Source organism: Methylopila turkensis, from assembly GCF_027922325.1.
GTDB classification, from domain to species: Bacteria; Pseudomonadota; Alphaproteobacteria; order Rhizobiales; family Methylopilaceae; genus Methylopila; species Methylopila turkensis.
Map to the genome: position 1 here is coordinate 85430 of NZ_BSFL01000005.1, position 23894 is coordinate 109323.

Sequence of the window (23894 nt, forward strand, 5' to 3'; positions counted from 1 at the left end):
CGGCCGAGGAGCTTGAGCTCAGTTGCCGCCGCCGAACAGGAAGGGCGGCGCGGCGGGGCCCGACGCGCCGGTGGGGGCGCCGCCTGCGGCCACGACCGGCCGCGGGTCGTTCGGGTCCGCCATCGCCATGGCCCAGAACACCTCGTAGCGGGAGTGCGGCGCGCGGGCGGCGGCGATGCCGATGCGCGTCATCTTCGGCGCCAGCATGTTTTTCAGATGGGGCGGGGAATGGCGCCAGCCCGCGAAGGCGTCGGCGAGCGTGTCGTGCCCCGCGCCCACGTTCTCGACCATGCCGCCGTTGCGGTAGCCCGAGCGCGCGATCCGCTCCTTCAGCGTGCCCGCGGCCGAGTGGCTGAGCTTGTCCGTCCGCGCCATGGCCTGGGCCTGCTCGTCGGCGAAGCGGTTCAGCGCGGGGTCGAGCGTGACCGGCGGCAGCCCGTTGGCGCGGCGCAGGTCGGAGATCATGTCGGCCGCCGCCCGGCGGTCGAGGACCGCGCCGGGCTTCGACATGCTCTGGTAGACGCTCGGCGTCGAGGACGGCGGCGGCGCGACCGGACCGCTGGAGCAGCCGGCGAGGGCGCCCAGAAGGACGGCGAGCGCCGCGGCGCGCGGGGCGGTGGGGGCCATGGGGCGCTCCTTGGCGGCGGATGGGGCGGGCAGGTTCAGCCCCGCCGCGGTTAAGACTTCGTTGACTGCGGCTCGGCCGGAGGCTCGTCGGCGAGCGGCGCGCGCGAGGAGTCGTGGCGAGGCGCCGCCGGCTCAAGGCCGGGAACCGGGCGGGACAGCCGCGCCAGCACCTCGCCGACGCGGTCGACCGCCTCCGGCAGGCTCGGCGCGGCGGCGCCGCCGATCGCGACGCCGGCCGTCTTGAACGCCTTCACCAGCGCGAAGTTGAGGTCGCTCTTCACGCTCGCCGCCTGGCGCGGGCTCGCCACGCTCGCAAACAGCGCGAACGTGTTGTCGGCCTTGCCGAGGCTGTTGAAGAACACCTGCGGCTCGGGAAAGGCGAGCACCGAGGAATGCGCCTTCGCGGTGGCGAGCAGCAGCTTCTTGACCTCCGCCGGGTCGACGTCGGCCGCGATCGTCAGCTCGATCTGCACCCGCCCGACCGGGTTGCCGTGCGTGACGTTCTTGACGCTCTTGGTGATGAAGTCGGAGTTCGGCACGATCAGCGTCGAGCGGTCGAACAGCTCGATCTCGGTCGAGCGCACCGAGATGCGCCGGACGTTGCCCTGGTCGGAGCCGATGACGATCCAGTCGCCGGCCTTGATCGGGCGCTCGGCCAGCAGGATGACGCCCGAGACGAAATTCGAGATCACCGCCTGCAGGCCGAAGCCGATGCCGACCGACAGCGCGCCGGCGACGATCGCGAGCCGGTCGAGGCTGAAGCCGAGATAGGACACCGCGATCACGATCACGGTGATGCCGCCGATATAGCCGACGCCGGTGTTGATCGAGGCCTTGAGGCCGGTGTCCATCCGCGTCTTCGGCAGCAGGTCGCGGTCGAGCCAGCGCTGCACGATCTTGGTGAGTGCGAAGCCGAGGACGACGAGCAGGACGGCTCCGAGCACGCCGGCGATCGAGATGTTGATGTCCCCGACCCGGACGCCGGAGACAGTGAGCCGGAGCCACGAGAACACGTCGGTGGATTCGAGGCCCCAGGGCGCCAGCAGGATGATCGCCGCGACGCCGATCAGCGCCACGCGGGCGACGCCCGACAGCACGACGCCGATCTGCTCAAGCGATTCCGGCCGCACGCCGGTCGCGCCGCTGACCGCCTTGCCGAGGGGCGTATCCGCCGACAGCCCGGTCGACAGCAGGTCGTCGACGAACACCAGCAGCAGGAAAAGCAGGGACAGCACCACCGCGATCCAGATCACCTGGTTCGCAAGGAACTGCGCGAAGGCGATGTAACCGGTCGCCGCCGCCAGCAGCACGGTCGCCACCGCGACCCAGGCGAGCAGGCGCAGCAGCAGCGCGAACGGGCCGCCGAAGCGGTCCGCGCTCTGGCCTTGGGCTGCGGCTTCCGCGTCCTCGATCCGCTCCGCCGCGCGCACCCGCCGGAGCGCGAGCGCGAAGGTGCCGGCGTTCGCCACCGCGAACACCCCGCTGACGACGATCGAGGCCGACAGGCTCGCGACGATGAGGTCGTTGAACCGGTCGAACAGCCGGCCGACGACGAACACCAGCGCGCACCACATCGGCTGGTTCTTGATCTCAGCGATCGCGTTCTCGGACAGCTCGATCAGCCGCCACGAGGGGCGGCCGGGCGTCAGGAAGGCGCGCATCAGCCCGTGGGTCAGGCCAAGGAAGCCGGCCGCCCAGACGGTCGCGACGGCGAGCGGCGCCACGCGCTCGGGCAGCCAACCGGCGATCCGCAGCCCCCAGTAGATCGAGAGCATGGCGAGCGCGGGCGCGAGCGTGGAGGCGATCACCACCAGCATGGCGGTCGACGACCGGCGCAGCCGCGTCTTCGGCATCTGCTCGACCACGAGCCGCTGCCCGAGATCGGCCAGCCAGCGCCGGCCGGGAAGCAGCAGGATCAGCGCGACGAGGATCGACGCCAGCGCGGCGAGGATCGACGCCGGCGAGAGATTGCGTCCGATCACCGCGCCCCAGTCGGAGAGCAGGAGCTGCACGCTGCGCGCCTCGCGCGGCATGGTCGAGACCGTCTCGATCCAGAGCGTGGGGTCGAGCAGCGAGCGGCTCCGCTCGAAAAGGCGCTGGGCCAGCAGTTCGCGGCGGCGCTGGGTGATCTGGTCGCCGACCTGGCTGGCCTCCACCTGCAGCAGGCGACCGCGCTTGATCTGCTCGTCGACCTTCTGGCGTGCGGCGGTCTGCGCGTCGCGCTCCTTTGCGACCTCGGCGCTCTCGGCGGGCTGGCCGTCCGCCGGCTTCGGTCCGATCTGCGCGAGCCGGGCGTCGGCGGCCGAAAGCTGCGGTCCGAGCTGCTCCACTGCCTCGCCGACGCCGACCGACAGGGGCTCGATGCGGTTGCGCAGCGCGCTGAGCTCCTGATCGCTCAGGCCGTCCCGCTTCAGCGTCGCCTCGATCTGGTCCAGCTCGGCGCGGGCGGCGTCGATCGTCGCGATCGGCTGCGGCGCCGTCGTCGGGGTCTGCGCTCCGACGGGGCCGGCGAGCAGGGCCGCGAAGGCCATCGCGAGGACGGCGAGGAGGAGGAGCGGCGCCCGAAAGCCGGTCTTCATTCGAATCAGGTCCATTGCTGCGCTGAGGCCCATCGTAGGGTCGCCCTGCATCGGCGAGGAATGCGGCCAAGGCCGGGCGAAGCGCCAGTGGCGGCCGCTTTTCCCGGCGGTGAGCGGGCGGGGTGGCATCAGGCCACCGTCATCCGCTCGACGCCGCAAATAAATCCGCGGCGCGGTGCGATGACGCCCTGTCGAAGCCGCGCGAACTCCCCATAACGGCGGGGCTGCGTGTGGCGCGTCGGACGGCGGTCAGAGCGTGGGCGGGAATGGGAAGCGCGCTCGGTGTTGCGAGGCGACGGTGAAATGGCGGGGCGGATCCGGGACCATGACTGGTCCACGAGCCCGCTCGGGCCGGTGGAAGGCTGGCCGGCGCCGCTTAAGGCCGCGCTCGGCATCTGCCTGAACTCCAGCTATCCGACCGCGGTGTACTGGGGCCCGGAGCTCCGGCTGCTCTACAACGACGCCTGGCGTCCGGTCGCGGACGACCGCCACCCCTGGGCGCTCGGGCGGTCCGCGGCCGAGGTGTGGCCGGACATCTGGCATGTGGTCGGCGACCAGTTCGCCCATGTGGTGGCGACCGGAAAGGGTCTGTCGACCTTCGACCAGATGCTGCCGATGCGCCGCGGCGACGCGGTCGTCGAAACCTACTGGGACTACAGCCTCACGCCGATCTTCGACGAGCGCGGCGCGATCGCGGGCGTGTTCAACCAGGGCGTCGAGACCACCGACCGGGTTCAGACGACGCGAGCGCAGAAATTCCTGCTCGGCTTCGGCGACCTGCTGCGCGCCGGTTCCGGTCCGGACGTCGATCCGGACGCGATTCTCCATTCGGCGCTGGACGCGATCGGCGGCCATCTCGCCGCAGCGCGGGTCGGCTACGCCGAGGTCGACCACGGAGCCGCCCCGACCTGCCACGTCCTCGGCGATTGGCGCAGCCGCCCGGACCTCGAAAGCCTCGCCGGGCGCCGCTACGAGCTTGATCGCTACGGCGAACCCGCGCGGGGCGAGGCGCTTTCCGGCCGCGTCGTGGCGGTCGCGGACGTGCGGACGGAGGAGCGCCTCAGCGGCGGCCCGGTGGAGGCCTTCGGCGCGATCGGCGTCGTCGCCAATCTGATCGTTCCGATCGCCCGCGACGGCCGCACCTTCGCGTTTCTGTTCGTGAACGACGACCGGCCGCGGCGATGGACGCAGCGCGAGATCGACACGGCTCAGGAGGCCGCCGACCGCCTGCAGCTCGCCCTGTCCGAAGCGCGCGCCACGGCGCGGCTGCGGGAGAGCGAGCTCCGCTCCGCCGCGATCTTCGGCCAAGCGGCCGTCGGCATGGCCGAGGTCTCGCTTCACGGCCGCTTCCTGCGGGTGAACGACGCCATGGAGCGCCTGCTCGGGCGCAGCGCCGAAGAGCTCGCCGCCGCGACGGTCGAGCAGGTCACCCATCCCGACGACCGGGCGGAAAGCAAGAGCCGCATGGCCGAGGCCAGCGCGACGGGCCAGTCCTTCGAGTTCGAGAAGCGCTATCTCCGGCCCGACGGCTCGCTGGTCTGGGCCGTGACCAACGTCACGCGCCTCGTCGACGAGCGCGGCCGGCCGAGCAGCTTCCTCGCCGTCGCGGCGGACATATCGGAGCGGCGCGAGGCCGAGCGGGTGCGCGCGCTTCTGGTGGCCGAGCTGAACCATCGCGTCAGGAACAATCTGGCGACCGTTCAGGCGATCGCGCGCCAGACCCGGCGGACCGTGCGCGACCCGGACGCTTTCGAGAAGGTGTTCGACGCCCGGCTGATGGCGCTGTCGAGCGCGCACGACCTGCTGACGCGCGAGGCCTGGTCGAGCGCAAGTCTCGACGAGATCGTCCGGCTTGTGCTCGCGCCCTATGCGAGCGAGCGGCCGGACCGGATCGCCATATCCGGCGCGGGCGTGCGGCTGTCGCCGAACGCGGCGGTGACCATGGCGATGGCGCTGCACGAGCTCGCCGCCAACGCGGCGCGGTTCGGCGCCCTGTCGGTCAGCGAGGGCCGCGTCGATACGGCTTGGTCGATTGACCGTGAAAACGAGATCGTGGCCGTCGAGTGGCGCGAGACCGGCGGCCCCGCCGTGTCGCCGCCGACGCGGCGCGGTTATGGTTCCCGCCTGATCGAACGTGGCGTCGCGCAGGAGCTCGGCGGCGAGGCCCGGCTCGAATTCCCGTCGGAAGGCGTCATCTTCACCTTCCGGACGCCGTTTTCCGAGAAAGTCGCACCGCAATGACAGATCGCCCGCTTTCAGGACTGCGCATCCTCGTCGTCGAGGACGAGGCGATGATCTCGATGATGATCGAGGACATGCTGATCGATCACGGCGTGACGGTCGTCGGCCCGGCCGGGAGCGTGGCGCAGGCGCTCGCCATGCTCGACGAGGAGGAGGTGGACGGGGCGCTGCTCGACGTCAATCTCGGCGGCGAGAAGAGCTTTCCGATCGCCGACGTGCTGACCGAGAAGGGCGTCCGGATCGTGTTCACGACCGGCTACGGCGAGAGCGGCGTCGGCGCCCGCTATCCCAACGCCCGCACGCTTCAGAAGCCGTTCCGCACCGCCGACCTCGAGAGCGCGCTCGCGCATTTCCCGGGCCCGCGCGGGTCCGGGGGCGCCCCGGAAGGATGACCTGAAAGCGATTGCGCGACAGTGGGCCGCGGGTATAGTGCATACACACACTAAGGCGAGCGGACCCGATGCCCAGCTACAAGGCCCCTGTCGAGGACACGCTTTTTCTCCTCTATGACGTGCTCGGATTCGACCGTCACGCCAACCTTCCAGGTTTCGCCGACGCCTCGCGCGACGTGGTCGAGGCGGTGCTGCTCGAAAGCGCCAAGCTCTGCGAGGAGGTGCTCCAGCCGGTGAACCGCTCTGGCGACGTCGAGGGCTGCACGCGCTCCGCCGACGGCTCGGTCACGACGCCGAAGGGGTTCAAGGCCGCCTACGACGCCTTCGCGGACGGCGGCTGGATCGGGCTTTCGGCCGATCCGGACTATGGCGGGCAGGGGCTGCCGCACACCATCGCCGCCATCGTCAACGAATACGCCTCGGCCGCGAACATGGCGCTCGCCATGTATCCTGGGCTGACGCAAGGCGCGATCGCGGCGCTCACCCTGCACGGCTCCGACGCGCTGAAGCAGGCCTATCTGCCCAAGATGATCGCCGGGACCTGGACCGGCACCATGAACCTGACGGAGCCGCATTGCGGCACCGACCTCGGCCTGATCAAGACCAAGGCGGTCCCGAACGGCGACGGCTCCTACCGCATCACCGGCACCAAGATCTTCATCTCCGCCGGCGAGCACGACCTGACCGAGAACATCGTGCATCTGGTGCTCGCCCGCATCGAAGGCGCGCCGGAGGGCACCAAGGGCATCTCGCTGTTCGTCGTGCCGAAGTTCAAGCTCGACGCCGACGGCGCGCCGGGCGAGCGCAACGCGGTGTCCTGCGGCTCGCTCGAGCACAAGATGGGCATCCACGGCAACGCCACCTGCGTGATGAACTACGACGGCGCGACCGGCTGGCTCGTCGGCGAAGAGAACCGCGGCCTGCCCGCGATGTTCACGATGATGAACGAGGCGCGGCTCGGCGTCGGCATCCAGGGCCTCGCCCAGTCCGAGGTCGCCTATCAGAACGCGGTCGCCTACGCCAAGGACCGCCTGCAGGGCCGGGCGCTCTCCGGCGCGAAGGAGCCGGCGAAGCCCGCCGATCCGATCATCGTGCATCCGGACGTCCGGCGCACGCTGCTGTCGATCAAGGCGTTCAACGAGGCGGCGCGCGCGCTGATCCTGTGGACCTCGCTCAAGGGCGACGTCGGCCACGCCAGCGAGGACGCCAAGGACAAGCAGGCCGGCGACGACCTGATGGGCCTGCTCACCCCGGTCATCAAGGGCGTGATCACCGACGTCGGCTTCGACAACACCGTGAAGGCGCAGCAGATGTTCGGCGGCCACGGCTACGTCGCCGAGTGGGGCATGGAGCAGTTCGTCCGCGACGCCCGCATCGCCATGATCTACGAGGGCGCGAACGGCGTGCAGGCCATGGACCTCGTCGGCCGCAAGCTCGGCCGCGACGGCGGCCGGGCGATCATGGCGCTGTTCAAGGAGATCGACGGCTTCATCAAGGAGAACGGCGGCATCCGTGATCTGAAGCCCTTCCTGGAAGCCCTGAAGAAGGCCCGCGACGACCTGCAGAAGGCCGCGACCTGGTTCATGATGCACGCCATGCGCAAGCCGGAGAACGCCGGCGCCGGCGCGACCGACTTCATGCACCTGCTCGGGCTCGTGGCGCTCGGCTACATGTGGGCGCGGATCGCGAAGACCGCGCTCGCCAAGCAGGCCTCCGGCGAGGGCGACGCCGCGCGGATGGAGGCCCGGCTGACGACCGGGCGCTTCTTCATCGAGCGCTCGCTGCCCGAGACCGCGACCCGTCTCGCCGCGATCTCGGCCGGGGCCGACGCCGTCATGGCGCTGCCGGCCGAGGCGTTCTAATAAGAAAGAAGATGCGACAGACAAGGGCGGCGCAATGAAGCGCGAAGATTTCAAGAAGCCGGTTGTCGACGCTATACGCCTGAACGGTGGTCGGGCCACAATCGTCCAGATTGCGAAATACATCTGGGATAATTATGAGACGGACATCCGCGCTGCGGGTGATGTTCTTTATACATGGCAATATGAGATGCGCTGGGCCGGTCAGGCTCTTGTTGATGAAGGGAAGATTTCAAAGACCGGTCGTGGGGTGGGCGTTTGGCATTTTCCTAGCTGAGGAAAGACAATGGCCGAGTACCAACTGCACTGCTTCGCGGACAGCGGCCACGCCTACAAGCCGGCGATCATGCTGGAGCTGTGCGGCGCGGACTGGGAGCCGGTTTTCGTCGACTATTTCAACGGCGAGACCCACGGCCCGGCGTTTCGCGCGCTCAACGTGATGGGCGAAGCCCCGGTGCTGCGCCACGGCGAGCTTACATTGTCCCAGTCCGGCGTGATCCTCGACTATCTCGCCGAGACGCTCGGCCGGTTCGGCGCCGAGACGAAGGCGGAGAGCCGCGAAATCTGGCGCTGGATCCTGTTCGACAACCACAAGCTCACCAGCTACACGGCGACCCTGCGGTTCCTCCGCTCCAAGGCCGGCGGCGGCGAGAGCGAGGTCACGGCCTTCCTGCACAGGCGGACAGCGAACGCCTACGCTGTTCTCGACGCGCATCTCGCCGACAAGGATTTCGTCGTCGGCGGGCGTCTGACGATCGCGGACCTGTCCCTGTGCGCCTATCTGCAGTTCGAGGACGAGATCGGCGTTCCGTTCGCCGATTATCCCGCCATGACCCGCTGGCTCGCCCGCCTGCGAGCGCTGCCGGGATGGCGGAGCCCCTACGATCTGATGCCGGGCGAAAGCGTCCCGGCCGTCTAGGCTGGGCCATCCGCGACATTCCGATCGCCTCTGGCCGCGCCGGAGCGCGAACACGCCAAAGGGAAAGACACCGATGCCCGAGGCCTACATCTACGACGCGGTCCGCACCCCCCGCGGGCGCGGCAAGCCGGACGGAGCGCTGCACGAGGTCTCCACGCTCGGCCTCGCGACCACGGCGCTCCGGGCGATCGCCGACCGCAACAATCTCGCGACCGAGACCATCGACGACGTCGTGCTCGGCTGCGTCGATCCGGTCGGCGAGGCCGGCGGCGACATCGCCCGCGCGGCGGCGCTCGCCGCCGACTACGGCATCCGGGTGCCGGGCGTGCAGATCAACCGCTTCTGCGCCTCGGGGCTCGACGCGGTGAACTTCGCCGCGGCCCAGGTGATGTCCGGCCAGCACGACCTCGTGGTCGGTGGCGGCGTCGAGAGCATGAGCCGCGTCGGCATCGGCGCCTCCGGCGGCGCCTGGCCGATGGACCCGGCGATCGCGGTGAAGTCCTACTTCATGCCGCAGGGCGTCTCGGCCGACCTGATCGCGACCAAGTACGGCTTCTCCCGCGACGACGTCGACGCCTACGCGGTCGAGAGCCAGAAGCGCGCCGGCGCGGCTTGGGGAGAGGGACGCTTCGCCAGGTCGGTCGTGCCCGTGCGGGACGTCAACGAGCTGATCCTGCTCGACCGCGACGAGCACATGCGGCCCGAGACGACCATGCAGTCGCTGGGCTCGCTCAAGGCCTCCTTCGCCGAGATGGGCGAGATGGGCGGCTTCGACGCCGTCGCCGTGTATGCGCACCCCGACGTCGAGCGCGTCAATCACGTGCATCACGCCGGCAATTCCTCCGGCATCGTCGACGGCGCGGCCGCGGTCCTCGTCGGCTCGAAGGAGGCCGGCGACAGGGCGGGCCTCAAGCCCCGCGCGCGGATCAGGGCCTTCGCCAACATCGGCTCCGAGCCGGCGCTGATGCTGACCGGTCCGGTCGACGTCACGAAGAAGGTGCTGGCCCGCGCCGGCATGGAGATCGGCGACATCGACCTGTTCGAGGTCAACGAGGCCTTCGCGGCCGTCGTGCTGCGCTACCTGCAGGCCTTCGGCCTCGATCCCGCGAAGGTGAACCCGAACGGCGGCGCGATCGCGCTCGGCCACCCGCTCGGCGCCACCGGCGCGATGATTCTCGGCGCGGCGATCGACGAGCTCGAGCGCTCGGGCCAGTCCACCGCGCTGGTGACGCTTTGCATCGGCGCCGGCATGGGCACCGCGACCATCATCGAGCGGGTGTGACCCGGTTCGTCATCCCGGCCGAGCGTAAGCGAGAGCCGGGATCTCGTGTTCAGGACTGAGCGTTTGAACCTCTCGTCGTCCTCCGGCTTGACCGGAGGACCCATGTCTCCGCCGCGCTCGACGTCCGGCGTGGATGGTCCGGTCAAGCCGGACCATGACGAGGATTTTTCGGCTGACGATCCCGGATCGGCCTTCGGCCGTCCGGGATGACGGAGACGACAGATGACCGAGACCAACTTCCGCACCGATCTCGACGCCGACGGCATCCTGTCCGTGGTCTGGGACATGCCCGGCCGCTCCATGAACGTGCTCTCCGCCGACGCGATCGCGGAGCTGGCGGAGATCGCCAGGCGCGTCGCGGGCGACGCGGCGATCAAGGGCGTGGTGGTCTCGTCGGGAAAGAAGGCGTTTTCCGGCGGCGCCGACCTCACCATGTTGGAGGGCATCGCCCGGCTCTACGCCACCGAGAAGGCGACGCGCGGCGAAGAGGCCGCGGCGAAGGCCGTGTTCGAGGAGAGCCGTAAGCTCAGCCAGCTCTATCGGTTCATCGAAACCTCGGGCAAGCCGTGGGTGGCGGCGATCGACGGCGTCTGCCTCGGCGGCGCGTTCGAGCTCGCGCTCGCCTGCCACTACCGCATCGTTTCCAACGACCCGTCGACCCGCGTCGGCCTGCCGGAGGTGAAGGTCGGCCTGTTCCCCGGCGCCGGCGGCACCACCCGCGTCGCCCGCATGCTGCCGCCGCAGGACGCGCTGCAGATGCTGATGAAGGGCGAGCAGATCCGTCCGGACAAGGCGCGCGCCATGCGCCTCGTCGACGAGGTGCTGCCGAAGGACCAGATGATCGGCCGCGCCAAGGACTGGATCCGCGAGGGCGGCAAGGCGGTGAAGCCGTGGGACGAGAAGGGCTTCAAGCTGCCCGGCGGGCCGGTGTGGTCGAAGCCCGGCTTCATGACCTTCCCGCCCGCGAACGCCATCTACCGCCGCGAGACCCAGGACAACTACCCCGCGATCCGCGCCATGCTGCAGGTGGTGTTCGACGGCCTGCAGCTGCCGATGGACCTCGCGCTCACCGTCGAGAGCCGGCACTTCGCCAAGGTGCTGCGCTCGCCGGAGGCGGCGGCGATGATCCGCACCCTGTTCGTGTCGATGCAGGAGCTGAACAAGGGCGCGCGCCGGCCGAAGGGCGCGGGCGAGCTGCCGCTGAAGAAGGTCGGAATCGTGGGCGCGGGCTTCATGGGCGCCGGCGTCGGCTACGTCACCGCGCGGGCCGGGCTCGAGGTGGTGCTGGTCGATCGGGACCAGGACGCCGCCGACAAGGGCAAGGAGCACGCCCAGAAGCTGATCTCGACCGAGGTCGCCAAGGGCCGCGTCTCCGGCTCCGAGCGCGACGCCCTGCTCGGGCGCATCACCGCGACGCCGGACTACGCCGCGCTGGCGGACTGCGATCTCGTGATCGAGGCGGTGTTCGAGGACCCGAAGGTGAAGGCCGAGGTGGTCGCCAAGGTCGAGGCGGTGCTGCGCGAGGATGCGATCTTCGCCTCCAACACCTCCACGCTGCCGATCACCGGCCTCGCCAAGGCCTCGAAGCGGCCCGAGCGCTTCGTCGGCATTCACTTCTTCTCGCCGGTCGACAAGATGCTGCTGGTGGAGCTGATCGTCGGCGAACGGACCGGCGACGAGGCGCTCGCGCTCGCGCTCGACTATGTCCGCGCCATCAAGAAGACGCCGATCGTGGTGAAGGACTCGCGCGGCTTCTTCGCCAACCGCTGCGTCATCGCCTACATGCTCGAAGGCCATCTGATGCTGACCGAGGGCGTGCCCGCGGCCATGATCGAGAACGTCGCCCGCCAGGCCGGCATGCCGGTCGGCCCGCTGTCGCTCAACGACGAGGTGGCGCTCGATCTCGGGCTCAAGATCATCGACTCCACCCGCGCCCAGCTCGGGGACGCGGCGGTCAACCCCGCGCAGGAGAAGCTGCTGCGGACGCTGGTGGAGAAGGAAGGCCGGCTCGGGCGCAAGAACCGCAAGGGGTTCTACGACTATCCCGAACAGGGGAAGAAGAGCCTCTGGCCGGGTCTCGCCGATCTTCAGGAGACAAAGCTCGATCCGGAGACGCTCGACGTCGCGGAGCTGCGCAACCGCCTGCTGGTGGCGCAGGCGCTCGAAGCCGCGCGCACGGTGGAGGAGGGCGTGATCACCGACGTGCGCGAGGCGGATGTCGGCGCGATCCTCGGCTTCGGCTTCGCGCCCTACACCGGCGGGCCGCTGTCGTGGATCGACGCCATGGGCGCGGAGCGCTTCGTCAGGCTCGCCTCGGCGCTCGCCGAAATCCACGGCGAACGCTTCCGCTCCAACGCGCTGCTGCTCGACCTCGCGGCCAAGGGCGAGACCTTCTACGGCCGCTTCGGCGGCGCTTCGGAGCCGGCCTCCGCGGCGGCCTGACGGGGGCCGCGGCAGGCGCGCGCTTGCCGCGCCCCGCGGCGCTCGTCTATCGGACATGACGGGTCGCGCGTCCGGCGCGGCCGGAGCGCGCCATGTCGTCGAGCCGCCTCACCACCATCGTCGTCGCGCTCGCGGCCGCAGCCTTCGCCTGCGCGCTGGTGTTCGGCCTGTCGTGGCGGCGCCATCATGAGCGGGCGCCGGCCGCAGCGCCCCCCGCCGCGCCGGCGCCGCGCGTTCAGGACCCGCGCGACCTGCTCAAGGACCTGCCCCGCGACGTCGCCCTCTACCTGACCGCGCCCGCGCCCGACCGGCCCGCGCGCTTCGTGCTGCTGCCCTGGATCGTGCCGCGCGCCTTCTGCGACGGGCTGCAGCGGGCGGGCCTCACGGGCGCGACGCTGCACGAGGACGAGCCGCCCGCGCGCGGCTGGACCTGCGTCACCGATCTCGTGAAGCCGGCGGCGGGCCCGGACGAGGAGACGTCGAGCCTGTTCGTCTCGGCGCGCGGGCTGGAGCCCGGGCGGCTCGACGTGATCCGGCTCAAGCTCAACCTGCTCGACCCGCGCACGGCTCCCGCGGTGCGGCGCGCCGCCCGCGAGGCGCTGCGGGCGATCTTCGCCCAGTTCCGCTGGCGGCCGTCCGAGGCGGCGCTCGCCGCGATCGACCAGTTGCGCGAGCAGCGCTTCCTCGAGCGCGGCGCGCAGTTCGAATTCCTGCGCGAGTTCGGCGACGCCCCGCGCTTCAACCTCATCGTGACCTTCCCCCGCACGCTGCCGCCCGGTCCGGCGGACCGCTACGCGCCTGTCAGGCGGCCGCTGCAGACGCCGCCGCCCGCGCCGGTCGACACGACGCCGGAGGAGGCTGACGCGGCGCGCTGATTCTGACATTTTCGAGAGACTGACTTCAGGAGTTCCGTATGCCACGCCGTGTCGACGTCTATTTCTCGCTGCTCTCGCCCTGGGCGCATCTCGGCCATGCGCCGTTCACCGAACTCGTCGCGAAGCACGGCCTCGAGGTGGCGTGGAAGCCCGTGCAGCTCGGCGCCCTGTTCGCGGAGACCGGCGGCCTGCCGCTCGGCAAGCGCGCGGTGCAGCGCCAGCGCTATCGTTTCGTCGAGCTGCAGCGCTGGGCGGCGAAGCGCGGCCGGCCGCTGGTGCTGCGCCCGAAGCACTGGCCGTTCGAGCCCGACCTCGCCGACGGCTGCGTGCTGTCGCTGCTGGAGCAGGGCGAGGACCCGGCCGGCTTCATCGGCGCGGCGCTACGCGCGGTGTGGGAGGAGGAGCGCGACCTGACCGACCGCGCGACGCTCGCCGAGCTGCTGGCCGCCGCCGGCCACGACGCCGCGCGCACGCTCGCCGGCGCCGAGACGCCGTCGACGGCCGCCGCCTACGAGGCGAACCGCGCGGCGGCGGCCTCAGGCTCCGTCTTCGGCTCGCCGGCCTATGTGCTCGACGGCGAGGTGTTCTGGGGGCAGGATCGCCTCGATCTGCTGGACGAAGCGCTGGAGACCGGGCGGCCGCCCTACACGGCGGACTTCTGAGCGCCATCTCCTTGGAAGCATGCTTCGTCGGGGCATAGCCGCAATCCGTGGAGAGGACCGTCCCATGCGCTCGCTCGCCTGTCTCTGCGCCGCGGCGATGTTCGCCGTGGCGGCGCCCGCCGCCTCCGGGGCCGAGAGCCCGCGCCCCGACCGCTACGAGCTGAAGCCCGCCGACGGCGGCTTCCTGCGGCTCGACCGCGAGACCGGCGCGACCGCCTTCTGCCGCGCGGTCGGCGAGGGCTACGACTGCCGCGCCGCCGGCGCGACGGATCAGCCCTCCGAGATCCGGAGGCTGGAGGAGCGCGTGGCGGCGCTCGAGGAGCAGGTGCGCAAGCTCGCCGCCGGGGTTCCCACCCCGGCCGAGCCCAAGGCCGGGGAGCCGAAGCTTGTGGAGCCCGGCTCCGGCCCGACCCTGAGGCTGCCGACCGACAAGGAGATCGACCAGCTCGCCGAGACCATGGGCCGCGCGCTGCGCCGTTTCCGGGAGTTCGCGGAGACGCTGGAGAAGAACGCCGAGCCGGACGAGCAGAAGCTCTGACGCGCGCCGGCGGCTAAGGCCGGCGTCAGGACGCCTCGGCCTCCGCGTAGAGATCGGCGTAGCGCTCGCGCAGCGCGTTCTTCTGCACCTTGCCCATGGCGTTGCGCGGCAGCTCGTCCACGAACAGCACGCGCTTCGGCTGCTTGTAGCGCGCGAGCCGGCCGGCGAGGGCGGCGAGCACCCCGGCCTCGTCGATCGCGGCGCCGGCCTCGCGCACGACGACGGCGGTGACGCCCTCGCCGAAATCGCGATGGGCGAGACCGATCACGGCGCTTTCGACCACGCCGTCCAGCGCGTCGATCTCGGCCTCGACCTCCTTCGGGTAGACGTTGTAGCCGCCCGAAATCACGAGGTCCTTGCCGCGGCCGACGATCGAGACGTAGCCGCGCTGGTCGACGCGGCCGAGGTCGCCAGTGACGAAGAAGCCGTCGTCGCGGAACTCGGCGCGGGTCTTCTCCGGCATGCGCCAGTAGCCCTTGAACACGTTCGGGCCCTTCACCTCGATCATGCCGACCTCGTCGGGGCCGAGCGGCGAGCCGGAGGCGGGATCGACCACCCGCAGCGAGACGCCCGGCAGCGGGAACCCGACAGCGCCCGCGATCCGCTCGCCCTCGTAAGGGTTCGAGGTGATCATGTTGGTCTCGGTCATGCCGTAGCGTTCGAGGATGCGGTGGCCGGTCTTGGCCTCGAAGGCGCGGTGGGTCTCGGCCAGCAGCGGCGCGGAGCCGGAGACGAACAGGCGCATGTGCGCGGTCGTCTCCCGGGTCAGCGACGGATGCTGCGCGAGGCGGACGTAGAAGGTCGGCACGCCCATCAGCGTGGTCGCGCGCGGCAGCAGCGCCATCACCCGGTCGGCGTCGAACTTCGGCAGCAGGATCATGGACGCGCCCGCGACCAGCGCCGTGTTGGTGGCGACGAACAGGCCGTGGGTGTGGAACAGCGGCAGCGCGTGCAGCAGCCGGTCGGCGGCCGTGAAGCGCCAGAAGTCCTTCAGCGCCAGCGCGTTCGACAGCAGGTTGTCGTGGCTGAGCATCGCGCCCTTGGAGCGGCCGGTCGTGCCGGACGTGTAGAGGATCGCGGCCAGATCGTCCGGCCCGCGGGCGACGTCGTCGAATCGCGTCGGCAGGCCGTCGGCGGCGGCCGCCATCGAGCCCTGCCCGTCGGCGTCGAGGGTTTCGAGCCGGGCCCCGTGGCGCGCCGCGATCGGGGCGAGCGCGCGTTCCGCCTCCGGGCCCACCACGAACACGGCGGGCTCGGCGTCGCCGAGGAAGTAGTCGATCTCGGCCGAGGTGTAGCCGGGGTTGAGCGGCAGGTAGACCGCGCCGGCGCGCACGCAGGCGAGATAGAGCATCAGCCCCTGGGCGCTCTTCTCGACCTGCGCGGCGACCCGGTCGCCCGGCGCGACGCCGAAGCTCGCCAGCGCGTGGGCGAGCTGGGCGGTGCGCGCCAGCAGGTCGCCGTAGGAGATGGCGGCGCCGTCCGCGGTTTCGATGAAGACGGCCTCGGCGCCGGGCGCGGCGGCGCGGAGCGCGTCGAACAGGTGATTGGTCACGCCACCTTCTCCGGCTTCGACGCTCCCGTCCGCGCGGGGGCCCTGGCCGCGAGCGGACGGGCGCCGCGCGCGAGGCGCTGGACCGACGCCGAGGCGATCACCTCGCCGCGGCCGACGAAGGCCTCGTGGTTGGCCTCGATCTCGGCGAGATCGTAGAGGTAGTTGACCATCGTGCCGTGGGCCTGCCGCAGCGCCCGCGCCGAGCGGTCGCCAAGCACGTTGACGCGCTCGAGCCGCGCGCCGTTGCCGAGATGGAACCGCGCCACCGGGTCGAGGGCCGCGCCGCGGGCGTTCTTCGCGCTCAGCAGATAGCGGGCGGCGGCGCGCGCCAGCGTCGGCCGCAGCCGCTCCGAGGCCTCGGCGTCGTCCGGCCAGCCGCGGTCGTCCAGCAGCGCGAGCGTCGCAAGGTCGTCGTCGTCGAGCACGCCGGAAGGCCGCTCGCGCTCCTGGGCGAGCCAGGCGCCGAAGCCCGGCATGGGCGACAGCGTCACGAAGGTCGCGAGCCCCGGCAGGTCGCGGCCAAGGTCCGCCGCCACCTGCTTGATCAGGAAGTTGCCGAAGGAGACGCCGCGCAGGCCGTCCTGGCAGTTGGAGATCGAGTAGAACACCGCGACCGTCGCCTCCTCCGCGGGGATCGGCGTGCGGCGCTCGTCCAGCAGCTCGCCGACGGCGGCGGTGATCTCGGTGGTGAGCGCCACCTCGACGAAGATCAGCGGCTCGTCCGGCAGTTGCGGGTGGAAGAACGCGAAGCAGCGCCGGTCGGATGGCTCCACCCGGCGCCGAAGCTCGTCCCAGTCGCGGATCTCGTGCACCGCCTCGTAGCGGATGATCTTCTCGAGCACGTTGGCGGGCGTCGCCCAGTCGATCGGCTTGAGCGCGAGGAAGCCGCGGTTGAACCACGACGCGAACAGGTGCTGGAAGTCGGCGTCGACGGCGGCGAGCTCCGGGCGACCGGGCAGCATGGCGAGCAGCGACTCGCGCATCTTCACCAGCGCGCCCACGCCGCCGGGAGCGAGGTTGAGCCGGCGAATGATCTCCTGCCGCTGCGGCTCGGCGGCGTTGTGCAGCTCGCGCACGGTGTCGGCCGACGGCGCGGCGCGATGGGCGTCGATCGCGGCCTCGAGCCGGGCCCGGTCCGGGCCGTAGCGCTCCAGCAGCAGCCGCATGAAGCCGATACGCTCCACGGCGTCGAGCGCCTCCCAGCGCTTCAGCACGATGCTCGCGAGCGCCATGCCCGACGCCTCGCCGCGGCCCTGGAGCAGCTTGTCGCAGAGCTTGACCAGGCCTTGCTCCGGGTCGGGCGCGGCGCCGCCGGAGGAGCCGAGCGACAGCAGCTGGCGCCCGCGCTCCGTGATGGTCTGCAACATGTCGCCGAAGAACGACGTTCCGCTCATCCCGCCCGGCCTTTTCGCTCGCGCGCCCGTCCCCGAGGGGAGATTAGGCCGAGATCGGCCGCCGCGCGACGCCTGCCAAAGGCGGGTTCGGGGAACTCTTTCGTGCGCCGCGGCGCTGGCCGGCGCCGACCAAGTCGATCTGTCGCGAGAACAAATAGTGTCTTCGTGATTCTTGCCCGATTCGTTCTTCTCGAACGAATCGGGACCGAATCGGCGCATCTTGTTTCGTTCTTTATTTCACGTTCCATTAACCATGATCATTAGATTGTTGTTAACCATAAGCGATGATTTCGCCGCGCGCGGGCCGTCGTGAAGCGCGTGGCAAGCGATCGCCGTCATCATCGAGACGCGTCGACCTCGGGGGGCGGGCGGCGCGGCGGGAGACGTTGCGGATGGACTGGATGGCCAACCGGGTCGGCCGGGGCCTTGTCGGCTATCTGACCCAGGAGCTGCGCGAGGCGCCGCAGACGGCTCTCGACGCGGGCGCGCTCGGCGCGATGCTGGAGGTCGGCGACGTCATCCTGATCGCGGGCCGCTCCCGCGTGTCCGCCGTCATCCGCCGCATGACGTCGTCGATCTGGTCGCATGCGGTGCTCTATGTCGGCGACATGCTCGACGTCTACGAGCCGGACGGCGAACGCCACGTGCTGGTGGAGATGGAGCTCGGGATCGGCTGCGCCTCCGCGCCGCTGTCGAAATATGCCCGGGAGCAGCTCAGGGTGTGCCGGCCGTTCGATCTCGACTTCGCCGAGCGCGAACAGGTGGCGCGCTACTGCATCCTGCGGCTCGGCTACGACTACGACGTCAAGAACGTGCTCGACCTCATGCGCTACCTCGCGCCGGTTCCGTTCCTCTCGGCTCGGATGCGGCGGCGCATGCTCGCGCTCGGCTCCGGCCTGCCGACGCGGGCGATCTGCTCGTCGCTGATCGCGCGCGCCTTCGAGCGGGTGCGCTACCCGATCCTGCCGCGGGTCGAGACCATCGAGGACGAAGGGCTGCGGCGCGAGATCCTGCACATCCGGCATCACTCGCTCTACATGCCGCGGGACTTCGACATCTCGCCCTATTTCCAGATCGTGAAGCCGACGCTGGTTCAGGGCTTCGACTACCGCAAGGTGGTCTGGGCGGAGCGCCGCGGCGCCGCCCGCGGCCCGGCGCGGCGCGCGGCGGAGTGACGGCCGTCAGCCGGCCCAGACCTCCCCCGGCCGCAGCGCACGGAAGCGGGCGGGTTCGATCTTCCGTTCCTTCAGCGCCTCGGCCAGCGCGATCTCGGGCGCGTCGATCGCCTCCGAGGTGAGCTGGAACGTGCCCCAGTGGCAGCCGATCGCGTTCTCCGCGCCGACGAGTCCCATGATCTCGACCGCCTCCGCGGCGTCGACGTGCTGGTCCTTCATGAACCAGCGCGGCTCGTAGGCGCCGATCGGGATCGCCGCGAGCCGGATCGGCCCGTGCCGTTCGCGGATCGCGCGGAAGATGTTTCCGGGACCGAGCGCCGTGTCGCCGGCGAGGTAGATCTTCCCGGCGGGGCCGGCGTCGAGCACGTAACCGCACCACAGCGCCTTGCGCCGGTCGGTCACGCCGCGCGCCGACCAGTGGTAGGAGGGCGTGAGATGGGCCACGACCTTGTCCGACAGCGGCACGCGGGCGCCCCAGTCGTAGGCCTCGGTCGCGACCGCCGGATCATGCGCCTTGATGATGGCGTTGTTGCCGAGCGGGACGATCACCCGCGGCGCGTCGCGGGCCGCGAGCCGCGACAGCGTTTCGACGTCGAGATGGTCGTAGTGGTTGTGCGTGATCAGCACGACGTCGATCTTCGGCAGGTCGTCGAAGGCGACGCCGGGCGGGTTCACGCGCTTCGGCCCGGCGAACGAGAACGGCGACGCCCGCTCCGACCAGACCGGATCGACCAGGATCGACAGGCCCGCGGTCTGGATCAGATGGGCGGCATGGCCGATCAGCGTGACGCGGAGCGCGCCGTCGTCGACCCGCGCCGGGGGACGGTCCGCGAACGGGCTCGGCCAGCTCTCCGGCCATTTCGCCTTGTCCGCGAACCAGACGCCGCGCAACGCGTCGCCGAAGGACTTCGACCAGAGATGGTCGGGATTGAAGAAGCGGACGCCGTCGAAATGATCGGTCTTCGGCCCGGAATAGTAGGAATTCTTGGACTGCACGGAGGACCACCATGACCAGCCGCCGGCCCCCGCGGAGGCGGCGGCGAGGGCCGAGAGCTTCAGCAAGGCGCGGCGCGTGAGCTTCATGTGGCGCTCCGCCCGGTTTCGGCCAAGGCGCGCCGGACGGCGATGTCGAGCGCCTGCAGGAACTGCGAGCGATCGCGCGGGCCGAACGGGCGCGGCCCGCCGGTGATCTCGCCGATCTCGCGCAGGTGGCTCATCAGCTCGCGGGTCGCGAGCGCGGAGCCGATCGAGCTTTCGGTGAACGGCTTGCCCGTCGGCCCGATCGCGGCGGCGCCCTTGGCGAGGCAGCGCGCGGCGAGCGGGATGTCGGCCGTCACCACGATGTCGCGCGGGGCGCAGGCCTCGACGATCCAGTCGTCGGCCGCGTCCGGCCCTTCCGGCGCGAGATGGAACGTGACGAACTCCTCCCGCGGCGTCGCCATGAAGCGGTTCGCCACCACGGTGACTTGCAGCCCGTGGCGGGCGGCGACCTTGTAAACTTCGTCCTTCACCGGGCAGGCGTCAGCGTCGATGAAAATGGCGGGCGGCATCGGCGGGGCTCGACTGGCGGGCGGGGGAGCTTCGCGTTACCACGACCGGCCGCGGCGCGCGAAATGCCGAGCGCGCGACCGCGATCCCCTTTTTGGGCCCTAGACGCGCATGTCCGCTCATCCTCTCGCCGGCCGCGCCGTGCTCCAGATCCTGCCCGCGCTCGAGTCCGGCGGTGTCGAGCGCACCGCGGTCGACGTCGCAGCCGGCCTCGTCGCGGTCGGCGCGCGGGCGCTGGTGGCGAGCGAGGGCGGCCGTCTCGTGGCCGAGCTCGAAGCCGCGGGCGGACGTCACGTGCCGTTTCCGGCCGCGGCCAAGAACCCGCTCGTGATGGCGCGCAACGTCGGGCGGCTCGCGCGGCTGATCCGGGACGAGGGCGTTGATCTGCTGCACGCCCGCTCGCGCGCGCCGGCCTGGAGCGCGCTCGCCGCCAGCCGGCGGGCGGGGGCGCCGTTCGTCACCACGGCGGCGGGCATTCACAAGGCCGGCTCCGCGCCGAAGCGCTTTTACAACTCCGTCATGGCGCGCGGCGATCTGGTGATCGCAAACTCGGCCTTCACGGCGGCACATCTCGCCGCCCGGCACGGCCCGCCGCGCGGCCGGCTGGTGGTGATTCCGCGCGGCGTCGATCTCGCCCGCTTCGATCCGGACGCCGTGTCGCCCGAGCGCGTCACGGCGCTGCGCGAAGCCTGGGACGTTCCGCGCGACGCGAAGATCGTGCTGCTCGCGGCCCGGCTGACGCCGTGGAAAGGCCAGTCGCTGCTGCTCGAGGCGCTGGCGCGGCTCGGGCGCGACGACGTGTTCGCGGTGCTCGCGGGCGACGCGCAGGGGCGGGGGCGCCATCGCGACCGGCTCGCCGAGGAGGCCGCGGCGCTTGGCCTCGGCGACCGCGTCCGCATGCCGGGCCATGTGGCGGACATGGCCGCGGCGCTCGCCGCCGCCGACGTCGCGGTCGTGCCTTCGCTCGAACCGGAGGCCTTCGGGCGCGGCGTGACCGAAGCGCAGGCCATGGGCGTTCCGCTCGTCGCCGCGGCCCACGGCGCGGTGGCCGAGACCGTGCTCGCCCCGCCGGCCTGCGCCGACGCCGACCGGACCGGCTGGCTGGTCGCGCCGCGCGACGCGCGGGCGCTGGCGGGCGGCCTCGCCGCCGCGCTGGCGCTCGATCCCGCGGCGCGGCGGGCGCTCGGAGCGCGCGCGCGCGCTCATGTGGCGGCCCGATACGGGCTCGAAGGCATGATTGCGGCCACGCTCGACGCCTATGTCGAGCTGTTGGCGCGCGCGAGGCGTTGACTTCCCGCCGGTTTGTACCGATCTTCGCGTCGTCGTCGGCGTTCGAACCGCCCCCGCCGTCCGCCTCGTGACCGATCACGGGGCTTTCGTCGTTGGTCGTCCGCCGGCTCCCGAAACGTCAGAGGAGAACGCCGCCATTCGTCGTCCCATGAGGCCTGTCGCGCCCGTCCAGAAGGATGGACCGCGCGTTAACAAGGAAATTCGGGTCCTGGAGGTTCAGCTCATCGGCGCAGACGGGCAGAATCTCGGACCGACCAAGATCAATGACGCGCTCCAGGCCGCCGAGGACGCGGGGCTCGATCTCGTCGAGATCGCTCCGAATTCGGTTCCGCCTGTCTGCAAGCTGCTCGACTACGGCAAGTTCAAGTACCAGTCGCAGAAGAAGGCCGCCGAGGCTCGCAAGAATCAGAAGATCGTCGAAGTCAAAGAGATCAAGATGCGTCCCAACATCGACGATCACGACTACGACGTGAAGATGCGCGCGATGCACCGGTTCTTCGAGGAAGGCGACAAGGTCAAGGTGACCCTGCGGTTCCGCGGGCGCGAGATGGCGCATCAGGACCTCGGCCTGAAGCTGCTGGTCAAGGTGCGCGAAGAGGTCTCGGCGATCGCCAAGGAAGAGAGCTCGCCCTCGCTCGAAGGCCGGCAGATGACCATGGTGCTCGCGCCGCGCTGACGGCGCGGCTTTGTTCTCACCTGCGCCGGCCGCCTTTCAGGTTTCCTGAAGGGCTCGGTCCGATCTGCGGCGACTCTTGCCGGCGCCACCCATCCGCTATAGTGCTTCAGAACGTCGCGCCCCTCCCGCGACGGGACAGCGCGATGTGCGTGCGTTAAGGAGACGTCGATGCACCCCTCGGTGGACGCGTTCGGAGGCGAGGGCGAGCCTCGCCCGGCGACCGGCCAGACTCTGCTCATCGTCGACGACGATCGGGCCTTCGTGCAGCGCCTCGGGCGCGCCATGGAGGCGCGCGGCTACACGGTGATCGTGGCGGAGTCCGTGCGCGAGGGCGTCGAGAGCATCGAGCGCTCGGCGCCGAACTTCGCCGTGGTCGACATGCGGCTCGGCGACGGCACCGGGCTCGACGTGATCTCCGCGCTGAAAGCGCGTCGCCCTGAGGCTCGCGGCATCGTGCTGACCGGCTACGGCAACATCGCGACCGCCGTCACGGCGGTGAAGATGGGCGCCGTCGACTATCTCGCGAAGCCGGCCGACGCCGACGAGATCCACAACGCGCTGATCGCCGGCGAGAACAAGCCGGAGCCGCCGGAGAACCCGATGTCCGCCGACCGCGTGCGGTGGGAGCACATCCAGCGGGTCTACGAGCTGTGCGGGCGCAACGTGTCGGAGACGGCGCGCCGCCTCAACATGCATCGCCGCACGCTTCAGCGGATCCTGGCCAAGCGCGCCCCGCGCTGAGGCGGCGCCGGCCTCCAAAGCGCCCCCGTCGTCCTCCGGCTTGACCGGAGGACCCATCTTCGGCGTCGAGCCCCACGTCGGGCCTGGATGGTCCGGTCAAGCCGGACCATGACGAGCGATCAGAGGTAGATAAGGTCCCCGCGCCTATTCCGCCGCCTGGGGCTCGGCCTGGGCGTGCGCGCGGTCGCGCCGGTAGCGGACGAGATCGGCCTGAAGCGCCTGAAGCTGGTCCGCGGGGGTCCAGACCTTGACCGCGTACTCCACGGCGCCGTCGCTGTAGGCCGTCGGCGTGACGACCGGCGCGGGCGAGGCGAGCGCGTGCGGGTTGGCGCTCAGGAAGGCGGCGATCTCGGCGCGCGCGGCCTCGAAATCCTGCGAAGCAGGCGCGGTCAGCGTGGTCTCGACCCGGCGGGTCGGATACTTGGACTTGTTGGTCAGCGCCGTGCCCCAGACCTGCGCGTTCGGGATCAGCACCTGAACGTTGTCGCCGCTCGCGAGCTCGGTGAAGAACAGGTTCAGGTCGCGCACCGTGCCGGCCTTGCCCGCCACCTCGATCGCGTCGCCGACCTTGAAAGGACGGAACAGCAGCAGCATCACGCCAGCCGCCATGTTGGACAGCGTGCCCTGCAGCGCGAGGCCGACCGCCAGCGACGCGGCGCCGAGCACCGCGATCAGGCTGGTCGCCTGGATGCCCACGAGCTGGAGGATCGCCACCAGCACCACGGCGAGCGTCGCGTATTGCGCGAGGCTCGCGAGGAAGGAGGCGACGGTGACGTCCATGCGCTTCGACGCCAGCAGGCCGCGATGGACGCCGTTGTGGATGGCGCCGGCGACCCAAAAGCCGACGACGGCGAGCACGATCGCGCCGACGACGTTGAAGCCGTAGACGACCACGAGATTGCTCAGGAAAGTGAAATCGATAGGCACATCGGGCATGGGCGCGCTCCTGTCGCCGTGGAGCGGAGAGGTGCGGGGGCGGGCGTCAGGCGCGGCGCGGCTGCGGCCTCCCGCACGAGGCGGCTCGGTTTCGACGTAGCGCGCAGCGGCGGCGCCGCAACCCCCGGCGTCCCGTCCGGTCGCGCTCTTGCCTTCCCTCAGGCGC

Annotated in this window: 21 protein-coding genes; 14 read left to right on the forward strand and 7 right to left on the reverse strand. The window is 70.9% G+C overall.

The genetic code is table 11. From position 1 onward, the window contains the following. Nucleotides 1-18: 18 nt before the first annotated feature. Together PKE78_RS17385 and PKE78_RS17390 are read right to left on the reverse strand one after the other, a co-directional pair. Nucleotides 19-627, reverse strand: coding sequence for a CAP domain-containing protein (locus PKE78_RS17385; protein ID WP_271202195.1), 609 nt, complete (start codon nt 625-627; stop codon nt 19-21). A 50-nt stretch (nt 628-677) separates the two neighbouring features. Further along, a complete protein-coding gene (locus PKE78_RS17390; RefSeq protein WP_271202196.1) occupies nt 678-3206 on the reverse strand; it encodes a DUF3772 domain-containing protein in 2529 nt (842 codons plus the stop codon). A 303-nt stretch (nt 3207-3509) separates the two neighbouring features. Here PKE78_RS17390 and PKE78_RS17395 point away from each other — a divergent pair, with 303 nt between their 5' ends. The 10 genes from PKE78_RS17395 (at nt 3510) to PKE78_RS17440 (ending at nt 14416) form a co-directional block, all read left to right on the forward strand. Further along, nucleotides 3510-5447: a PAS domain-containing sensor histidine kinase gene (locus PKE78_RS17395; RefSeq protein ID WP_271202197.1), complete on the forward strand. Its 1938-nt coding sequence runs from the start codon at nt 3510-3512 to the stop codon at nt 5445-5447. After that, the gene (locus tag PKE78_RS17400; RefSeq protein ID WP_271202198.1) at nt 5444-5839 is read left to right on the forward strand and encodes a response regulator; all 396 of its coding nucleotides are present in this window, start codon (nt 5444-5446) and stop codon (nt 5837-5839) included. Before PKE78_RS17395 ends, PKE78_RS17400 begins: the two co-directional genes overlap by 4 nt. 68 nt (nt 5840-5907) lie before the next feature. Then, the gene (locus PKE78_RS17405) at nt 5908-7701 is read left to right on the forward strand and encodes an acyl-CoA dehydrogenase C-terminal domain-containing protein (protein ID WP_271202199.1); all 1794 of its coding nucleotides are present in this window, start codon (nt 5908-5910) and stop codon (nt 7699-7701) included. A gap of 34 nt (nt 7702-7735) precedes the next feature. Continuing rightward, entirely contained in the window at nt 7736-7975 is a 240-nt protein-coding gene (locus PKE78_RS17410) for a hypothetical protein (protein ID WP_271202200.1), read from the forward strand. 9 nt (nt 7976-7984) lie between these two features. Next, nucleotides 7985-8617, forward strand: coding sequence for a glutathione S-transferase family protein (locus PKE78_RS17415; RefSeq protein WP_271202201.1), 633 nt, complete (start codon nt 7985-7987; stop codon nt 8615-8617). A gap of 73 nt (nt 8618-8690) precedes the next feature. Then, nucleotides 8691-9899 carry an acetyl-CoA C-acetyltransferase gene (locus PKE78_RS17420; RefSeq protein WP_271202202.1) on the forward strand — a complete coding sequence of 403 codons (1209 nt, stop codon included), beginning with the start codon at nt 8691-8693 and terminating at the stop codon, nt 9897-9899. 222 nt (nt 9900-10121) lie between these two features. Continuing rightward, nucleotides 10122-12341, forward strand: coding sequence for a 3-hydroxyacyl-CoA dehydrogenase NAD-binding domain-containing protein (locus PKE78_RS17425; RefSeq protein ID WP_271202203.1), 2220 nt, complete (start codon nt 10122-10124; stop codon nt 12339-12341). A 92-nt stretch (nt 12342-12433) separates the two neighbouring features. Further along, on the forward strand, nt 12434-13216 hold the full coding sequence (locus tag PKE78_RS17430; protein ID WP_271202204.1) for a DUF6030 family protein: 783 nt from the start codon (nt 12434-12436) through the stop codon (nt 13214-13216). Nucleotides 13217-13254: 38 nt separating this feature from the next. After that, complete coding sequence (locus PKE78_RS17435; RefSeq protein WP_271202205.1) at nt 13255-13878, forward strand: 2-hydroxychromene-2-carboxylate isomerase; 624 nt, start codon at nt 13255-13257, stop codon at nt 13876-13878. A 64-nt stretch (nt 13879-13942) separates the two neighbouring features. Continuing rightward, nucleotides 13943-14416, forward strand: a complete 474-nt coding sequence (locus PKE78_RS17440; protein ID WP_271202206.1) for a hypothetical protein — start codon at nt 13943-13945, stop codon at nt 14414-14416. A gap of 25 nt (nt 14417-14441) precedes the next feature. Here the strand turns inward: PKE78_RS17440 and PKE78_RS17445 are convergent, their stop codons facing one another. Together PKE78_RS17445 and PKE78_RS17450 are read right to left on the reverse strand one after the other, a co-directional pair. Further along, nucleotides 14442-15968: a malonate--CoA ligase gene (locus tag PKE78_RS17445; RefSeq protein WP_271202207.1), complete on the reverse strand. Its 1527-nt coding sequence runs from the start codon at nt 15966-15968 to the stop codon at nt 14442-14444. After that, nucleotides 15965-17362, reverse strand: coding sequence for a malonyl-CoA decarboxylase (locus PKE78_RS17450; protein ID WP_271202208.1), 1398 nt, complete (start codon nt 17360-17362; stop codon nt 15965-15967). Before PKE78_RS17450 ends, PKE78_RS17445 begins: the two co-directional genes overlap by 4 nt. A gap of 401 nt (nt 17363-17763) precedes the next feature. Here PKE78_RS17450 and PKE78_RS17455 point away from each other — a divergent pair, with 401 nt between their 5' ends. Next, nucleotides 17764-18537 carry a lipo-like protein gene (locus tag PKE78_RS17455; RefSeq protein ID WP_271202209.1) on the forward strand — a complete coding sequence of 258 codons (774 nt, stop codon included), beginning with the start codon at nt 17764-17766 and terminating at the stop codon, nt 18535-18537. A 6-nt stretch (nt 18538-18543) separates the two neighbouring features. Here the strand turns inward: PKE78_RS17455 and PKE78_RS17460 are convergent, their stop codons facing one another. Beyond that, nucleotides 18544-19620, reverse strand: a complete 1077-nt coding sequence (locus tag PKE78_RS17460; protein WP_271202210.1) for an MBL fold metallo-hydrolase — start codon at nt 19618-19620, stop codon at nt 18544-18546. After that, nucleotides 19617-20087, reverse strand: coding sequence for a YaiI/YqxD family protein (locus PKE78_RS17465; protein WP_271202211.1), 471 nt, complete (start codon nt 20085-20087; stop codon nt 19617-19619). The genes PKE78_RS17460 and PKE78_RS17465 overlap by 4 nt, the downstream gene beginning before the upstream one ends. A gap of 109 nt (nt 20088-20196) precedes the next feature. Between PKE78_RS17465 and PKE78_RS17470 the strand changes: the two genes are divergently transcribed. The 3 genes from PKE78_RS17470 (at nt 20197) to PKE78_RS17480 (ending at nt 22792) form a co-directional block, all read left to right on the forward strand. Further along, nucleotides 20197-21375 carry a glycosyltransferase family 4 protein gene (locus PKE78_RS17470; RefSeq protein WP_271202212.1) on the forward strand — a complete coding sequence of 393 codons (1179 nt, stop codon included), beginning with the start codon at nt 20197-20199 and terminating at the stop codon, nt 21373-21375. Between the two features lie 136 nt (nt 21376-21511). Then, complete coding sequence (infC, locus tag PKE78_RS17475; RefSeq protein WP_271202382.1) at nt 21512-22051, forward strand: translation initiation factor IF-3; 540 nt, start codon at nt 21512-21514, stop codon at nt 22049-22051. A 168-nt stretch (nt 22052-22219) separates the two neighbouring features. Further along, entirely contained in the window at nt 22220-22792 is a 573-nt protein-coding gene (locus PKE78_RS17480) for an ActR/PrrA/RegA family redox response regulator transcription factor (protein ID WP_271202213.1), read from the forward strand. A gap of 144 nt (nt 22793-22936) precedes the next feature. On the opposite strand, the gene PKE78_RS17485 is transcribed toward PKE78_RS17480, so the two are convergent. Continuing rightward, nucleotides 22937-23728, reverse strand: coding sequence for a mechanosensitive ion channel family protein (locus PKE78_RS17485; protein ID WP_271202214.1), 792 nt, complete (start codon nt 23726-23728; stop codon nt 22937-22939). Between the last annotated feature and the right edge of the window lie 166 nt (nt 23729-23894).

What these genes read in the sequence shown, in the direction of transcription:
- PKE78_RS17395 (WP_271202197.1), top strand. Translation starts at nt 3,510, where the DNA reads ATGGCGGGGCGGATCCGGGACCATGACTGGTCCACGAGCCCGCTCGGG.
- PKE78_RS17415 (WP_271202201.1), top strand. Translation starts at nt 7,985, where the DNA reads ATGGCCGAGTACCAACTGCACTGCTTCGCGGACAGCGGCCACGCCTAC.
- PKE78_RS17465 (WP_271202211.1), bottom strand. Translation starts at nt 20,087, where the DNA reads ATGCCGCCCGCCATTTTCATCGACGCTGACGCCTGCCCGGTGAAGGAC.
- PKE78_RS17390 (WP_271202196.1), bottom strand. Translation starts at nt 3,206, where the DNA reads ATGAAGACCGGCTTTCGGGCGCCGCTCCTCCTCCTCGCCGTCCTCGCG.
- PKE78_RS17420 (WP_271202202.1), top strand. Translation starts at nt 8,691, where the DNA reads ATGCCCGAGGCCTACATCTACGACGCGGTCCGCACCCCCCGCGGGCGC.
- PKE78_RS17450 (WP_271202208.1), bottom strand. Translation starts at nt 17,362, where the DNA reads ATGAGCGGAACGTCGTTCTTCGGCGACATGTTGCAGACCATCACGGAG.
- PKE78_RS17440 (WP_271202206.1), top strand. Translation starts at nt 13,943, where the DNA reads ATGCGCTCGCTCGCCTGTCTCTGCGCCGCGGCGATGTTCGCCGTGGCG.
- PKE78_RS17405 (WP_271202199.1), top strand. Translation starts at nt 5,908, where the DNA reads ATGCCCAGCTACAAGGCCCCTGTCGAGGACACGCTTTTTCTCCTCTAT.
- PKE78_RS17455 (WP_271202209.1), top strand. Translation starts at nt 17,764, where the DNA reads ATGGCCAACCGGGTCGGCCGGGGCCTTGTCGGCTATCTGACCCAGGAG.
- PKE78_RS17485 (WP_271202214.1), bottom strand. Translation starts at nt 23,728, where the DNA reads ATGCCCGATGTGCCTATCGATTTCACTTTCCTGAGCAATCTCGTGGTC.
- PKE78_RS17435 (WP_271202205.1), top strand. Translation starts at nt 13,255, where the DNA reads ATGCCACGCCGTGTCGACGTCTATTTCTCGCTGCTCTCGCCCTGGGCG.
- PKE78_RS17430 (WP_271202204.1), top strand. Translation starts at nt 12,434, where the DNA reads ATGTCGTCGAGCCGCCTCACCACCATCGTCGTCGCGCTCGCGGCCGCA.
- PKE78_RS17460 (WP_271202210.1), bottom strand. Translation starts at nt 19,620, where the DNA reads ATGAAGCTCACGCGCCGCGCCTTGCTGAAGCTCTCGGCCCTCGCCGCC.
- PKE78_RS17480 (WP_271202213.1), top strand. Translation starts at nt 22,220, where the DNA reads ATGCACCCCTCGGTGGACGCGTTCGGAGGCGAGGGCGAGCCTCGCCCG.
- PKE78_RS17470 (WP_271202212.1), top strand. Translation starts at nt 20,197, where the DNA reads ATGTCCGCTCATCCTCTCGCCGGCCGCGCCGTGCTCCAGATCCTGCCC.
- PKE78_RS17425 (WP_271202203.1), top strand. Translation starts at nt 10,122, where the DNA reads ATGACCGAGACCAACTTCCGCACCGATCTCGACGCCGACGGCATCCTG.
- PKE78_RS17385 (WP_271202195.1), bottom strand. Translation starts at nt 627, where the DNA reads ATGGCCCCCACCGCCCCGCGCGCCGCGGCGCTCGCCGTCCTTCTGGGC.
- PKE78_RS17400 (WP_271202198.1), top strand. Translation starts at nt 5,444, where the DNA reads ATGACAGATCGCCCGCTTTCAGGACTGCGCATCCTCGTCGTCGAGGAC.
- PKE78_RS17410 (WP_271202200.1), top strand. Translation starts at nt 7,736, where the DNA reads ATGAAGCGCGAAGATTTCAAGAAGCCGGTTGTCGACGCTATACGCCTG.